Source organism: Spirosoma migulaei, from assembly GCF_054776855.1.
In genome coordinates, this window is record NZ_BAAHBG010000043.1 from 21,598 (window position 1) to 37,929 (window position 16,332).

Below are 16,332 nucleotides of genomic sequence, written 5' to 3' on the forward strand. Positions count from 1 at the left end.
AGTAATGACAGCTATACTTAGTCGTTGTTTTTAAGGACGTTTGATAGCTGGACATTTGCCATTTTCCAGCTCTGCGTGCCAACGGCGATGGCTGCCGTGATGAAAACGACCGTATTGGCCAGAAAGAACCACCCGATACCCGGCTGGAATGAACCCGTAAATTCCTGGGTGTTCTGGAGCAATAACTTGATGCCCAAAAAGCAAATTACGTTAGCGACGAGTCCGGCGATGGACAGTAAAAGCAGGAATTCGCGGTTGACCAGCAACACGATCTGGGCAATTGTTGCCCCCAGCATTTTTCGTACGCCCACCTCTTTCATCCGTCTGGAAAAATGCTGAGCCGCTAATCCATACAGCCCCATGCAGGCAATCAGCAATGCCAGTCCGGCCAGATAGCCAAAACCGTTGGACAGGTTTTGAAACGTGGTGTTAAAGCCATCGAACACATCTTTCTGGTAAAAATGAGAAGCGGTTGTATTCGGGAATTTAGCCTGCCAGATTTGTTCCAGATTCGCTACTACTTTGGGGCCGCTGCCTGGATCGAATCGAGCAACCAGGTAGCTAAACATAGGCGGCTGGGCAGCGAAAAAAATGACTGGGCGTGCCGCGCCAGAACCCATTAATTTGAAATCCTTGACGACTCCGGCAATCGTAACTAATTTTTTATCTACTCGTATCGACTTACCAACAGCGGCATCTTTCCAGTTGTGCTTCTGTACAAACGACTCATTGACAATGACCGATTCGGTGTTTTCGGCGACACGGTTGTTTTCGAAAAAATGGCCCGACGCCAGGTTGAGCCCCATTGCGTCAAAATAATCGGGGCCAACGTTGTACTGAAGCACGTTTTCCTGCACATCGCCCAGGTAGATTGTTGCCCGGCCTACTGATTCGCCAACGTGGTTTTCGGCACCGGCAATCGTCCTGATCGATGGGTTTCTGGCTAACTCATTTTTGACGATGGTAAACTGGGTGCTATCGGTCAGGCGAAGAACCAGGGTTTGATCGGGATTGTAGCCCCAGTCGAGGTTTTTCCACTGCACACCGGCACTCGTCAGGACAACCCCCAGAATAACCGACATAAATGCCAGCACGAACTGGGCGACAAGCAACGCCCGGCTGAACGTGTTTTTGGTGCCAAACTTCAGCTTCCCGGCCAGGACAGCAATGGGCCTGAAGGCGGAAACATACAAGGCTGGATACGCCCCCGACGCAATGGCCGTAAACGCTAACAGGCCAGCCAGAAAACCCCACAAAGGCAAGTTTTGACCAAAGGAGAGCGATATGCTCATGACCATCAGGTCATTAAACAGGGGAACCAGAAATGCGGTGGTGATAACCAATGCCAGCAACAGAGCCACAAAACAGAGCAGCAGGTTTTCGGTCATGAACTGGGCGATCAATTGCTGGCGTGTACCACCCATCACCTTGCGTACACCAATTTCTTTTAATCGCTGAGTTGCCGCTCCCAGCGAAATATTGACATAATTAAAACACGACAAGCCCATCATGATCAGGGCGATAGCCGAAAACAGGATCGTCGTGATTGGGTGGTTGGCTTCGGCCGGACGGCGGTTCACCTCGTAGGCATTCGGACCCGGATCGCGGAGGTTATCGAAGATGAACGATTTGATGGGATTCTCCCGGTTTCGGGAATTATACAACGCCACATATCGACCCATTTGCCCAGCCAGCGACTTTACATCGGTTTTTTCCTTAAGCTCAATGAACACGCCATAGATGTGAGAGGACCAATCCTGATTCTTCAGCGACGCGTGAACGGGGTGATAGCCGGTCAGCAGGTCGAAGGCAAAGCCGGTATTGTTCGGGAATTTCTCGGCTACGCCTTGAACGATGAACTGGTTGTGTTCCCGCTCAGCCGTAACGATGGACAGGGGTTGCCCGATTGGAATCTGGTTCGGGAAGTACTTCTCTGCCATTTCGCTGCTGAGAATAAGCGCATTCGGATCGGCCAGCGCTGCCGGGTTTCCGTACTTCAGCGGGAACGTGAACAGTTGGAAAAAGTTGGCATCCGCATAGGTAATCGTTTCATCGAACAGGTTTTCCTTACGAACAACCTGAACACCCTCACGCTGGACGCGAACTGCCTGTTTCACCTGAGGGAAATCAGTAGCCAAACCGGCAGCAATGGGAGCCGGGGCGTTACCGTATACCTGCGTTTCCTTGTTGACTTCCATCGTGTATTCCACCATGAAAATCCGATCGCCGTTAACGTGGAAATTATCCAGCGTCCAGAAGTTTTTCAGAATCAAAAAAACGGCGATACTACACGCAACGGCAATGGACAGTCCAACAATATTGATAAACGACGTTACCCGGTTAGTAACCAGATTCCGCCAGGCGAGAATGATGTAGTTTTTTAGCATAGTAAGGGGGAGAAAAGGGAGGAAGGAGGAGGGGAGGAAAGGCGGGCCGCCATCGCGGAAGAGTAGGATAAAAAGTGAACGTTCTAGTTCCTTCCTCCCTCTCCTCCTTCCTCCCTTTTCTCCCTCTTTATTCCGATTTTAAACTCTTCACCGGATTCATCAACGCGGCTTTGATACTCTGGAAACTCACCGTTAACAACGCTACACCGACAGCCAGCAGGCCCGCCAGGGCGAACATCCACCATTCAATGTCGATTTTATAGGCGAAGTCCTGCAACCACTGATTCATGCCGTACCAGGCGAGGGGTGAGGCAATCAGGATTGCAACGAATACAAGTTTCAGGAAGTCTTTGGAGAGCAGACCCACAATGCTGAATACCGAAGCCCCCAGCACTTTTCGAACGCCGATTTCTTTGGTACGTTGTTCGGCCGTGAAGGCGGCTAAGCCAAACAAGCCAAGACAGGCAATCAGGATGGCCAGGGCCGAGAACACGAATACGACCTGGGCGGTACGCTGTTCGGATCGGTATAACGTGTTCAGGAAATCATCCAGAAAGGTGAACTCAAAGGCCGAATCGGACATGTCTTTCTGGAAAACGCCTTCCAGTTGCCGCATGGTTTCGGGCAAATGAGCCGTCTTGGTTTTGACAAGCAGATACGGCCGCGACTCCGTATCGGCATTGTGAAACGCATACGCACCAATGGGCATGTGGAGCGATTCGAAATGGAAATCCTCAACAACGCCCACGATCTCGGCCCGGTCCCACCCGAACAGGTTATGCGCTTTCTGCCCAATCGCTTTTTGAGGTGTGTAGCCTAAATACTGAACCGACGTTTTATTCAGTACCACCTGTACCGTTGTGTCTTTGGGATCTTTTACGTCAGAAAAAGCGCGGCCTGCCAGCAGTTTTAAGCCCAGCACATTAATAAAGTCACTCCCGACCCGGTTCGTCCGAATGGCCATGCCATCGCTGGCGTTGCTGCTGTTCTTGTCTGATTTAGTGATCGTTCGGCCACTGCCACCATAGCCGGGGAAAGCCTGCGCCCGGCAAACATCGACAACATTACTCAGGCTTCGGTAGTCGTTCATCAGCGCGTCGATCTGCGTTTTGTCTTTTGCCGCCGAGGTCATGATGGCCAGCACCTGCGTGGGTTCATAGCCCAATTTCTGCGACTGAATAAACTGCAACTGCTGGTAGAAAATGAACGTACTCACCATCAGCACGACCGAGGCCGTGAACTGGATAACCACCAGCGACCGCCGGAATAAACCCGCCCCCGACTGGTTTCGGAAGGTGGTGCTGAGCAGGTATTTAGGCGAAAATGACGATAGGTAAAAGGCTGGATAAGAGCCTGCAATAAGGGTAATGAGCAACCCAATGAGCAGCAGGCCACCCACTACTTCGGGCGATACCAGGGACTGAAAGGGTAACTGCTTGCCCGTTAGCTGGTTGAATAAGGGTAAACTAAGCGATACTAAGACGATGGCCAGTACCAGCGCGATCGACATCATTAACCCTGTTTCGAGATAGAAACGGGTGATTAGTTGCCGCATCGTTGCGCCGACGGTTTTGATAACGCCCACCTCACGAAAACGAATCTGCGCCTTGGCCGTGGCTAGATTCATGTAGTTGATCGACGCAATCAGCAGGATGACAATGGCCAGAATCAGAAGAATTTTAACCTGCTGAAAATCGCCGATGCGGGTGGTATTGGCATTGGTAATATCCGCCGAATGCAGGTGAATGTCGGTGAGGGGTTGGAGGCCGAGCGTGAAATATTGATTGTCTTTGGGTACGTTTTTATTCAGAACAACCGCCATTTGCTGTTCCACCTGAGCGGGGTTAGCCTGCGGAGTGAGCAGTAGATAAGTTTCAAAACTGGCGTTGTCCCAGGTGGGATTCTTTGCCCAGCGCACACTGCTGAACGACCCGATCATGTCGGCATCCAGCGTCGATGTGCCGGGAAAGTTTGCGTAAACACCCGTCACTTCCAGCGTATCCTTGTTGTCGACATTCAGGATTTTACCGATTGGGTTTTCGGTGCCAAAATAGCGGTCGGCGGTTGCCTGACTGAGCACAACCTTACGTGGTCCATCGAGCGCTGTTTTGGGGTTTCCTTTCAATAAACCAATATCGAACACATCGAACAGGCTATTGTCGGCCCAGTAGAAGTTCTTCTCAGCAAATTTCTTCTCGCCTGAGTTCACGAAAGCGGTCTGCCCGTAATTATGGCGGAGTAGCCGTACCTGCTGCGCTACAGTCGGGATGTCGGCTTTCAGCGCCGGTCCAACGGCATTGGGCGAGTTGGCCCATTTCATTGTTTTTCCATCGAAGGAAACCGTTGCTTTGACCCGGTAAATCCGGTCGGCATTCGTATGGTATTTGTCGAACTGAAGTTCGTCTTTTACATACAACATCAGCAGCAGGGCCACGGCCAGGCCCGTTGCCAGGCCAACTAAATTCAGGAACGTAAACAGGCGGTTTTTCAAAAGCCCCCGCCAGGCGATTTTGAGGTAGTTTGTTAACATAAGAATTGGGGGAAGAAGGAGGAGAGGGAAGAAGGGGAGGAGGGGGACGAGAGGGAAAATAGGTTTTTGTTGTTTTCCTTTCCTCCCTTTCTTCCCCCTCATCCCTTTACTCCATTTTTAAACTTTTAACTGGATTCATCAAAGCTGCTTTTACGGACTGGAATGAGACGGTTAGGAGTGTGATCAGGGCGGCCAGGACAATTGTTAGCCCGAACATCCAGACTTGAATCTGGATGCGGTAGACATAATCCCGTAGCCAGGCATTCATGAGCCACCACCCGAGGGGAGCAGCGAGCAGAAAACCCAGCAGAACCAATCGACCAAATTCCCGGCCAAACAGCCAGACAACCTGAAAGGCACTAGCGCCCAGCACTTTGCGTACACCAATTTCTTTGCTCTTGGTCTCGACCATAAACGAGACTAAGCCATACATGCCCAGGCAACCAATCAGAATGGCGATTAGCGAAAATACCTGCGTTAGGGCGAGCATGATCCGGTCACCCCGGTAAAATTCGTCCAGAATAGTGTCAACAAACTGGTAGCTAAAGACCTTTTCCGGGAAGAAATCGCTGTACGTGGCTTCGACTGTTTTCAGCGTTTTAGGTAAGTCGGTGACGCTTACTTTCACCGCAACCATATGGCTTTGGGCCAGGTCGTTGACGATGACAACGGGTTTTACACTGTTTCGCAACGAATTGGTGTAAAAGTCATTGACCACGCCCACAATCGTTTTGTCGGTATCCCAGATTCGAAACCGCTTGCCCAGCACATCGCCGGGCGACAGTTTGCCCAATCGCTTAACGACCGTTTCGTTCACGATCACCTCCTGAGAAGTGCTATCGGTTGGACGGAAATTGCGACCGGCCAACAGTTTCATGCCAAATAGGGGCAGGTAATTAGGATCGCCGATTTTCGACTGGACATCAAATCCTTCGGGCTTTGTTCGGGTGTCATACACGAATGGAAACTGATTGATGTTGCCCGATGCTGGCGGTTGATTGCCCAGGGCCACATCCTGAACGCCCGAAATCTGAAGCAGTTGTTGCCGGAACGTTTCCTGTTTCAGCGGGTCGTTCTGAGCTGATTTGGCGTTCGGTAAATCGACAAGCACAATGCCGTCGCTCACGAAACCAAGATCGGCCTGCCGGACGTGGCGCAGTTGGGTCATCACCACAACAACGCCAATAGTGAACAGTTGCGTCATGAAAAACTGAACCACCACCAGGCCCCTGCGTACCGAAAAGCCACCAACGGCCTGCGTCGTTAGTCGACCCCGCAGGGCGGTGATTGGATTGAAGCCCGCCATCATCAGCGCCGGATAAAAACCAGCCAGCAGAATAACGAACACCACGCCCAGAATCATCATGGCCAGCGGTTTCGGATTCAACAAATCCGTCAGTACCATCGTGGCGTTGAATACTGACATGGCCTTGTTCATGGCCGGAAGGCCCAGATTGGAAAAAAACAGCGCGACGACCACAGCGACCAGCGTAATGATAGCCGTTTCGGTCATAAACTGACTAAACAACTGCCAGCGGGAACTGCCCATCACTTTCCGGACACCCACTTCTTTGGATCGTTTCAGCGCATGGGCCGTGGCCATATTGATGAAGTTGATACAGGCTGATATTACCAGAAACAACCCAACCAGCGTCATGGCGAACAAAATCGTTTTGTTCATCCGACCACCATATTGTGTGTTGAAATGAACATCGCTGAGTGGTTGAAGGGTAAAGTCGTAAACCTTCTGATCATCGGCCTGATAATACTTTTTTCGGATAGCCGGGAACGCGCTGGCTAATCGGTCGGCGGGCATATCGGGTGGTAAAACGACGTAACACATCGCTTCACTGTTCACGTCGTTCCAGGCCTGTAATGACTCCTTCGCGTTGGCCAGACTGGCAATGGTGCTGTAGGAAATAAAAGCTTCATAGGTGAGGTTCGTATTGCCAGGATGATCTTTCAAGACACCCGTTACCGTCAGATCTGCCTGGTTATCGAAGCGCAGCGTTTTGCCAATTGGGTTGGCTGTGCCGAAATATTTATGCGCGTATTTCTTCGTCAGCACTACCGAATTTGGGGCCGATAAGGTCGACTGTGGATCACCGATCAGCCAGTCGTAATCGAACACGCTGAACAGTTGCGGCTCGGCGAAACAGAAGGTCTTGCTTTCATCGAATTTTTCCAGAAAACCACCTTTGGGATTGGGGACGCTAACAATCCGCCCATGCAGGCGTTCCACTCGGGCCACCTGTTCCAGAAACGGATAATCCCGTCGTAAAACTTCTCCCAGCGGTTTTGGCGTTCCGCGCGAGAACCGCACATCGTCGTGCCTGATCTGGGTGACAACGCGGTAAATACGGTCGGCTTTCGCGTGATAGTCATCGAAACTGAGGTGAAACTGTGTGGTCAGGTAAATAAGAATCCCACAAGTCAGCCCAACCGATAACCCCAGGATGTTGAGCAGGCTATAGGTTCGATACCGAACCAGATTCCGCCAGGCGATTTTAACGTAGTTTGTTAGCATAGAAGAAAGGGAGGAGGGGGAGAAAAGGGAGGAAGGGGAGTAAAGGGAAGAGAGGGCGGTATACAAGGAGTTGCTATCGTTTTCCCTTTACTCCCTCTCCTCCTTCCTCCCTTTTCTCCCTCTTTACTCCGATTTTAAACTTTTCACCGGATTCATCAACGCGGCTTTGATACTTTGAAAACTCACGGTCAATAGCGCAATGCTCACTGCCAGCAGACCGGCTACGGCGAACATCCACCATTCCATGTCAATCTTGTAGGCAAAATCCTGTAACCATTGGCTCATGATGTACCAGGCTACGGGAGCGGCAATGACAATAGCGATTAAGACCAGTTTCAGGAAGTCTTTCGAGAGCAGCGCAACCAGACTTGGAATGGATGCGCCCAGCACTTTTCGAACGCCGATCTCCTTGGTACGCAGCCGGATGACATATATGGCCAATCCCAGCAAACCCATGCAGGCAATGAAAATGGCCAGCATCGCAAACAGACCAAAGATTCGCTGGGCTACCTGTTCCGATTTGTATAAATCACTCCAGTCGGTGGCGAGGTAGGAATAGTGAAAGGGTTGATCGGGGAGGTAACGTTTCCAGAGGCTCTCCATCTGACCGACTATGGCTTCCGGTTCATCGGTACGTACCCGCACTACGAGTTGATTGTCTAGTTTTTTGAATAGACGGTCGTTCAGAACAAATAGGGGGCTAATGCGCTGGTGTAATGAGCCAAAGTGAAAATTGCGAACGATGCCCACTACCGTGTATGTAACGGGTTTTCCATTCGGCTGCACAAGGTTGTCGGGACTGGTTATCTGCTTCCCGATGGGATCTGTCAGGCCAATCTGCCGGGCGGCTTCCTCGTTTAAAATAACCGACAGCGAATCATCGAACTGGCGACTAAACGGACGTCCGGCCAGCATGCTCATTTGCATCGTTTGCAGGTATTGCTCATCCACCACACAGCCTTTTCCCGTAACGGTTTCGTTCTCGCCATTTTTACGGAACGTAATGCCGAAAAAGCCATCTTCGCCGGGCGTATTTGTGGTGCCCCCCACGCCGGTTACGCCCGATAATTTAGCCACTTCCGCCTTAAAGGCTTCGGTGTTGTTGCCCAGAAAAAAAGCACCTTTGAGCTTCACAACCGATTCTTTCGTGAAGCCCAGTTCTTTTTGCTGGATGAAATTCAACTGGCTGAATACGACGATGGTACTGACAATCAGGAGCACCGATATGGCAAACTGGAACACCACCAGGCCGTTTCGTAACAGATGCCCCTGGCGAGTCGAACTGAATTTGCCTTTCAGGACTTTGATCGGCTCGAAGGCCGATAACACCCCCGCCGGATAACTGCCTGCCAGCAAACCTACCGCAATAGCTCCGCCCACCAATAGCGGCAGCGTTTCCCATCGAACCAGCGAGGTTAACGTAAGCGATTTGCTGGCTAATGTATTGAACGGGGTGAGTAAACTAGCTACCAAAAAAGCAGCCACGCCTAAACTGAACAGGCTCAGCAGGACCGATTCGGTCAGGAATTGAGCGGCCAGCTGCTGCGTCGTCGAGCCGAGCGATTTTCGGATACCCACTTCACGCGCTCGCTCCGACGACCGGGCGGTGGCTAAGTTCATGAAGTTGATGCAGGCAATCAGCAATACGAAACCTGCGATGATGGAAAAAATAGAGACCAGCGACCGACTCCCATTGGGTTGAAGTTCGGCTTCGAGATGTGAGTCGAGGTGAATGCTGGGAAGGGGCTGGAGAAAATAGAAATACCCATTTCCGGCTTTAAGATAATCGCGATAAGAAACACCGAACGTGCGCTCGACCTCACCGGCTGCGTACTTTTCGACTACGGCCGGGAGCTTGGCTTCGACCGTTTCGGGCTGTGTGTTCGGGCGTAAAAGCAGGTATGTATAAGCCGAAAACCCAATGTGATTGACTTGCTCGGCTTGCGGAAACCCTCGCGTAGATGACAGGAAGTTATAGGTAAAATGAGCATTGTGCGACGGATCGGCGCAGATGCCCGTTACTTCCAGTTTCGGCCCCTGCACAATCTCCAGCATCTTGCCAATGGGATTTGTCTGGCCGAACAACCGTTTAGCCGTGCTTTCGGTCAGGACAACCGTATTCGGTCGACTCAGCACCTGATTGGGATTGCCGTGCAGAAGGGGTGTCTGAAACACTTGAAAAAAGGTTGAGTCGACCACCATAAAGTCCTTCTCTTCAACCGTTCGGCCATTCAGTTTAACGAGTACTGGCGCATTGGTGCCCGCCGAAAAAATGCGGGTTACCTGCTCTATCTCCGGTATTTCCTTCTTAACCGATTGGGCATACGACGGCGGAATGAGCGCGTACTTAGTGCTACGGCCGGGGTATTTCCGCTCGAGCGCCATCCGATAAACACGCGCTCCGTTTGGCCAGTGCTGGTCATAACTCAACTCATCGGAAACGTACATCACAATGAGCAGGCAGCACGCCATACCAATGGCTAACCCGGCCACGTTAATGCCCGTATTAACCTTGTGCTTCGCCAGATTCCGCAGGGCGATTTTGAGATAGTTTCGTAGCATGGAGCGTTTGGTTTAATGAGAAGGCTAGGACGGCCTGTCTCAAATTTCTTATATTTGTTAAGTACATTACAGCGATGTCATTAACAGCGCATTCATGGAAACTCAAAAACTTAATTTGCTCCAACTGGAGTTATTAAAAGTGTACTCATTTGAGCCTAGTGAGGAAGATTTGCTGGCCATTCGTAAAATGCTTGCTCAATACTTTTCCGATAAGCTAATTACTAAAGTACAGCAGGCTGTTGAACAGCAGAGTCTTACAGAAAAAGACCTCGAAAGTTGGTTAAATGAATAAACTTCGTCTCGTGCTTGATACCAATATTTTCATGGTATCGCTTGCTCCTAATTATAAATTCCACTGGATATACCTGGCTATTTTACAAGACAAATTCGAGCTGGCTTTATCCAATGAAATTCTACCGGAATATCACGAACAAATAGTTCGACGATACGGCGTTGAACGCACCGAAGCCTCTCTTGATTTTTTGTTGCTGCTCCCAAATGTTATTCGACAAGACCCCTCATTTCTCTGGCAATTAGTCGAAAATGATAAAGACGATAACAAGTTTGTCGACTGCTACCTCGCTAGCCAATCGGATCATATTATTAGCAACGACAAACATTTACACCAACTGAAAGGACTTGATTTCCCTCCTGTCTCTATTCTTCGTTATGAAGAGTTTGAAGAACAATATAAGGCTTTATTCGCTTCGTAAACTCTTCACCGGATTCATCAACGCGGCTCGCACACTCTGAAAGCTCACCGTTACCAGCGCAATGAGAATGGCCAATGAGCCCGCTAACGCGAATACCCACCATTCGATGTCAATTTTGTAGGCGAAATCGGATAGCCATTTATCCATAGCGTACCAGGCAATGGGCGAGGCAATGACAATGGCGGCTACAACCAATTTCAGGAAGTCTTTGGAAAGTAAGGCCACAATGCTCGGAACGCTGGCCCCCAACACCTTCCGAACGCCGATTTCCTTCGTCCGCTGCTGAATCGCGATCAGAGCAATGGAAAACAGACCCATGCACGATAGTAAAATGGCAATGCCAGCCGCCGACGAGAATATAGTAGCCAATCGCTGTTCCTTTCTGTACCAGCGTTCGGTGTTTGCATCCAGAAACGACCCAATGAATTCCTGCTTCGGCGCAATCGTTTTCCAGACGCTTTTAACCGTTTCCATAGCACCCGTCAGGTTTTGCGGATTCACCCGAACCAGAATGTAGCTTATTGGCCAATTCGACTGCATTTGCAGCGTAATGGGTTTGGCTTCCTGATGCAATGAATACAGGTTAAAATCCGATACAACGCCCACGATCTGGTATTCTTTGTTGTCGGGTTTGATGAACTTACCTACCGGATTGGCTTCGCCCAGTGCTTTGGCCATGCTTTGCGTAATGAGTACCGATGAACTTGAATCCGTACTGAACGCTGGGCTGAAGTCGCGGCCTTGCAGGAGTTTGATGCCCATCGTTTTCAGATAGTCCGTATCTATTCGCAGCCAATCGCAGGTAATGTCGCGTTTGTCATATTGGAAGCCGAACATCATCCGCGACGAACTGCCGTCTAACCCAGCGCCGATGTTAACGCCCGAACCCGATACGGCTGTGATGTTAGGTTGGTTTGCCAGTCGGTCGCGCATTGCTTTCAGCGTTTCCGCTCCATTCAACTCATTACCGACCGGGATACTGATTACCTGTTCCTTGTCCAGTCCCATCGGTTTCTGTTGCAGGTAACTAATCTGCTGGCGCACAATTAGCGTGCACACAATGAGCAGGCAGGCAATGGTAAACTGCGTGACGATGAGTGAATTGCGTAATAAACCTGGACGACTCATCTTCACTTTTCCTTTCAGCACTTCCACGGCGTTGAAGCGCGTCACGAACCAGGATGGATAACCACCCGCTACCAGTGTAATGAGCAGAAAGCCCAGTGCTGTCACCAGGAGAACAACAGGCTTCATGAAGTCCGATAAGGCCAGATAACTTCGGAACAGGCGATTGAATGTAGGCAACGTTACGTAGGCGAGGCCCAGGCCGATGAGCAGTGCAACAAAACACAGTAGCAGTGTTTCGCCCCAGATTTGACCGAATAGTTGGGCCCGTTTCGCGCCCAGCGATTTCCGGACACCTACTTCCCGCGCCCGCGAGAGCGACTGCGCAATGGTCAGGTTGATGAAATTGATGCAGGCAATCGCCAGAATAAACAAACCAACGAGTAACAGCGTGTACACGTAGGCCCGACTGATACCTCCGCCATGCGTGGTAACCGTATCGAAATGCACATCGCGCAGGGGCTCCAGAAGCAGGCTTCGCTGGAAGCCCAGTTCATTTTTAGGATAGCCCTGTTTCTGCCGTTCTTTGATGTCCTTCGCGAAATATTTATTCATGAACGCCTGCGTCCGCCGTTGTAGCGTTTGCGGGTCCGTACCAGCTTTCACCTTTACATATACATCGTGGTTGCCATGATCCCAGCGGGTTTTAAACTCCTGATAGTCCCTGGCATTTTCACTACGGATCAGCGCATCAAAATCAATGGATGAGTTTTTAGGCGCATTACTCACCACGCCCGTCACGGTAAATGCCTGCCAGGCATCGCCCATGCGGAGTTGGAGTGGCTTTCCAATTGGGTCTTCCTTCCCAAAAATATCCTTGGCCATGTTCTCGCTGATGACAATATCGCTCAGGCTGTTCATGGCCGTGTTTGCGTTGCCTTTTTGGAGCGGGAAGCTGAACATGTTCAGAAAGTCAGCATCGGCCATGCGGACATCCTTGTTGTAGGTCTGGTTATTCCGACGGACACTAGCGCTCCGGTCAAACCAGCGCGTAACGCCTTCGATCTCCGGGAACTCGGCTTTGAGCGAAGGTGAAATTGGGTAAGGCATGGTGGCGCCTTTATCAACGGTGCCATCGCGGTTTGTCGACAGGAAGTTGAGCCGGAAAATACGGTCGGCGTTGGTGTGGAAGTTATCGTACGATAATTCGAACGTAGCTGTCAGGAATAACAGCACACAGGTACCGAAGGCGACCGACAATCCCACGATGTTAATCAGCGTGTGTGTACGGTTTTTCCAGAGCGTTCGGAAGGCGATTTTCAGGTAGTTGCGAAGCATGATATTTTAGTTACTTTTGGTCAAAATCAGAGTTTTAAAAGCATGAGTTACACAAATCCAGTTTCACTTAAAAACCTTGTTCTGGAAGATGAGATGGGAGTTAACGCCCCCATTATTCATCAAAGCGTTATTGCTCGGCTGACGGCAGGGTTGTATCCACTCTACCGGTCAGGACAGATTTCATTTGAGCCTCTTCCGGAGACCATGCTTACGGAAGGTTATAGTACACCCGTTCTTGATTTACTCCTCTATGATCATTCATCTGAGCAGGCAAAAGTTATTGTTGAAGTTTGCCAAAATACGGGTCTGAAACACGACATTGGTAAAATCATTCGGCTGATTGACAGTGCTGAGTTCGGCATCCAGGAAGGATTCGTCTTCAACTATAAAACCCAACAATGGTACAGGTATCGCTTTGGCGATGGTGGCCTGACGACCGAATCCTCCTTTTCTGACATTCTACAACTGGATTTAAATACATTTTTATGATTTTACGTACATACGGGCTTATTGATTTGAACTAATTAACCGCCGTTTTGCTAGTCTTCAGAACCCCCACCCCCTGAAGGGGGCTTAGTTCGCTGGGGAGAAAAGCCCCCTTCAGGGGGTGGGGGGGGTGAAAGCCCAAAAAGGATAAGTTTTATTTATGCGGTTATTTAATGCAAATCAAATTAGCCCGTGTTTTATTTCAAATTTCAAAGCAAAACAGGCTAAAGCCCGTAGATACATAAAATGGCTTGCTCGCTGAAGGCGCTAGGCCACCAGCGAGCAGAGAAAAGCAAAAGCTACTTCATCCCGTTTAAGATCATTTATTCACTTTTTAAGCTCGTTACCGGATTCACCATGGCCGCTTTAATGCTCTGATAACTAACGGTTAAAAAGGCAATGGTGATGGCTAGTACTCCTGCCACAGCAAAAATCCACCACGCCAAATCTGTTTGATAGGCGAACGTGCCGAGCCATTCACTGACCGCCCACCAGGCCAACGGAGAGGCCAGGACAATGGCAATCAGGACTAGCTTCAAAAAGTCAGTCGAGAGCAGGCCAATGATGTTTGGTATGCTGGCACCCAATACTTTCCGCACCCCGATTTCCTTGGTACGCTGCTCGGCGGTGAACGCGGCCAGCGCAAACAGGCCCAGGCACGAAATCAGAATAGCGAGTATCCCGAAGTAATTGACGAGCGTATTCACCTGCTGCTCACTGCGGTACATTTTCTCATATTCTTCATCCATGAAATGGTACGTAAAGGGGTAGTTCGGGTTGAACTCCTTCGATAACTGCTCCAGATCGGCAATAGCCTGCTGGGTTTGTCCAGGGCGGGTTTTTACCAGTAAGTAACTCGTATTGGCTGAGTTGAAAACCAGAATGAGTGGGCTAATTGCCTGATGGAGTGAGTTCAAATGGAAATCTTTCATCAGCCCGATAATCTGACCTTTACCCATCCAGAATTCCACTTCTTTACCAACCGGATCTTTCATGCCCATCAGTTTAGCCGCGCTTTCATTGATAAGATACCGGGCCGAATCCGCCGGGCTATCCATCCGAAAATCACGTCCTGCCACCAGCTTGATATTCATGGTTCGGGTGAAGTCGCTCCCAACGGCCATCACCGAAACACTCGTACCCAGATTAGGATCTTTTCCCGGCCATTTCAAATCGCCGGATGTGCTCTGAATATTGACCGGTAACGACATGGTTGTTGTGGCCGACGCAATGGAGGGTTTCCGCATCACTTCCTGCCGAAAAACGTCTACTTTTTTGGGTTGGGCAATTTCACCTTCCAGCGGTACATACACCACATCCTCCCGGTCGAGGCCGAGATTTTTGGTGCGCAGGTAGTTCATCTGCTTGCCTACCACCAGCATGCCGACAATCAGGAAAATCGAGAGCGAAAACTGGAACACCACCAGCGTCCGCCGAAACAGCGCCGGGCCCGAACCGAATTGCAGGCGACCTTTCAGGATTTTAATCGGTTGAAGTGAGGACAGGAACAAGGCCGGATAGCTGCCCGACAAAAAGCCGGTAACCAGCACCAAAACCAGAATGATAGCCCACAGCATTGGCTCGGCGAGGTTGAGCGTTAATTGCTTCCCGAATACCTCATTGAAAGTGGGCAGTACAGACCAAACCAGTCCTAAAGCCAGTACAACAGCCACCAGACTCGTCAGCACCGATTCGCTCAAAAACTGGCCAATTAAGGATGAACGTAGTGCCCCAACCACTTTCCGAACCCCCACTTCCTTCGCCCGATTCGCTGAACGAGCGGTGGCCAGGTTCATAAAGTTGATACAGGCAATCAGCAGGATAAACAGCGCCACGATGGAGAATATTCGGACGTATTCGATGCGCCCGCCAACGCTTTTTCCGTTTTTGTATTCAGCGTACAGATGCAGATCGGTAATGGGTTGTAGCGTTGGTAAGCCCGTCTCGAAGTTTTTACCCGCAAAGCGCGGATAAATGTGTTTCATGGCAGCCTCGGCCTGCGCTACGGTTGTATTCGGCTTTAGGCGGACATAGGTATAGAACGAGTTATTCCCCCAGGTTTTCATCCAGTCCTGCTCCTGTACTTTCCAGTTTACGAGCCAGTCGAATTGCAGGCTGGAGTTTTTGGGTAAGTCTTCAATAACGGCCCCAACCACGTAGAATTTGTCGTTGTCGAGTTGTATGGTTTTGCCCATAGCTAACCCTGCCGGAAAATATTTCTCCGCTACTTTTCGGGTAATGACAATCTGGTTCGTTTGGGCCAGCGCAGTTTTTGGGTTGCCGTAAATGGCGGGTAGGTCGAATACGCCGAAGAAGTCATCGGTGGCATAATGCCCTTTTTCTTTAGCTGCTTTTTCGCCTGTTGTCTGATTGCCAACGGGTTTGATCAACAACTCAGGGCCGTAGTTGATTTTGGTGACAGCAGCTACTGCCGGTATATCTTTCGCAATGGCTTCCTGCAACGGGCCGGGCGTAACGGAGTTGGTGACTAGCTCGCCATTGTAAGGAAAGTTGACCCGAACGTACATAATACGCTCGGCATCGGGTAGAAACCGGTCGTAGCTGAGTTCATCTTTTACCCATAAGCCAATGAGTAAACTACACGCCATGCCCAGCGCCAGGCCAAGTACGTTGATGCCCGAATAGAGTTTGTTCTTCAGCAAACTCCGAACCGCGATTTTGAGATAGTTTCGTAACATAGGAAAAGGAGGAGGAAAGGGAAGA

At 50.3% G+C, this 16,332-nt stretch carries 9 protein-coding genes; 3 read left to right on the forward strand and 6 right to left on the reverse strand.

Annotated elements, in window-relative coordinates; translation table 11 throughout:
- Window positions 1–17 precede the first annotated feature (17 nt).
- The 4 genes from ACYVGO_RS36275 to ACYVGO_RS36290 form a co-directional block, all read right to left on the reverse strand.
- Window positions 18–2,387: an ABC transporter permease gene (locus ACYVGO_RS36275; protein ID WP_460973591.1), complete on the reverse strand. Its 2,370-nt coding sequence runs from the start codon at window positions 2,385–2,387 to the stop codon at window positions 18–20.
- Between the two features lie 127 nt (window positions 2,388–2,514).
- Window positions 2,515–4,917 (reverse strand): ABC transporter permease, encoded by a 2,403-nt coding sequence (locus ACYVGO_RS36280; protein ID WP_460973593.1) that lies wholly within the window; start codon window positions 4,915–4,917, stop codon window positions 2,515–2,517.
- Between the two features lie 106 nt (window positions 4,918–5,023).
- A complete protein-coding gene (locus ACYVGO_RS36285; protein ID WP_460973595.1) occupies window positions 5,024–7,444 on the reverse strand; it encodes an ABC transporter permease in 2,421 nt (806 codons plus the stop codon).
- A 123-nt stretch (window positions 7,445–7,567) separates the two neighbouring features.
- On the reverse strand, window positions 7,568–10,006 hold the full coding sequence (locus ACYVGO_RS36290) for an ABC transporter permease (RefSeq protein ID WP_460973597.1): 2,439 nt from the start codon (window positions 10,004–10,006) through the stop codon (window positions 7,568–7,570).
- Window positions 10,007–10,100: 94 nt separating this feature from the next.
- Between ACYVGO_RS36290 and ACYVGO_RS36295 the strand changes: the two genes are divergently transcribed.
- Together ACYVGO_RS36295 and ACYVGO_RS36300 are read left to right on the forward strand one after the other, a co-directional pair.
- Entirely contained in the window at window positions 10,101–10,298 is a 198-nt protein-coding gene (locus ACYVGO_RS36295; protein WP_460973599.1) for a hypothetical protein, read from the forward strand.
- Window positions 10,291–10,719, forward strand: a complete 429-nt coding sequence (locus tag ACYVGO_RS36300; RefSeq protein ID WP_460973601.1) for a putative toxin-antitoxin system toxin component, PIN family — start codon at window positions 10,291–10,293, stop codon at window positions 10,717–10,719. Before ACYVGO_RS36295 ends, ACYVGO_RS36300 begins: the two co-directional genes overlap by 8 nt.
- Here ACYVGO_RS36300 and ACYVGO_RS36305 read toward each other — a convergent pair.
- Window positions 10,705–13,122 (reverse strand): ABC transporter permease, encoded by a 2,418-nt coding sequence (locus ACYVGO_RS36305; protein ID WP_460973603.1) that lies wholly within the window; start codon window positions 13,120–13,122, stop codon window positions 10,705–10,707. The two genes, ACYVGO_RS36300 and ACYVGO_RS36305, sit on opposite strands and share 15 nt — an antisense overlap.
- 42 nt (window positions 13,123–13,164) lie before the next feature.
- Here ACYVGO_RS36305 and ACYVGO_RS36310 point away from each other — a divergent pair, with 42 nt between their 5' ends.
- A complete protein-coding gene (locus ACYVGO_RS36310; RefSeq protein ID WP_460973605.1) occupies window positions 13,165–13,611 on the forward strand; it encodes a hypothetical protein in 447 nt (148 codons plus the stop codon).
- Window positions 13,612–13,931: 320 nt separating this feature from the next.
- Here the strand turns inward: ACYVGO_RS36310 and ACYVGO_RS36315 are convergent, their stop codons facing one another.
- A complete protein-coding gene (locus ACYVGO_RS36315) occupies window positions 13,932–16,307 on the reverse strand; it encodes an ABC transporter permease (protein ID WP_460973607.1) in 2,376 nt (791 codons plus the stop codon).
- Window positions 16,308–16,332: the final 25 nt, after the last annotated feature.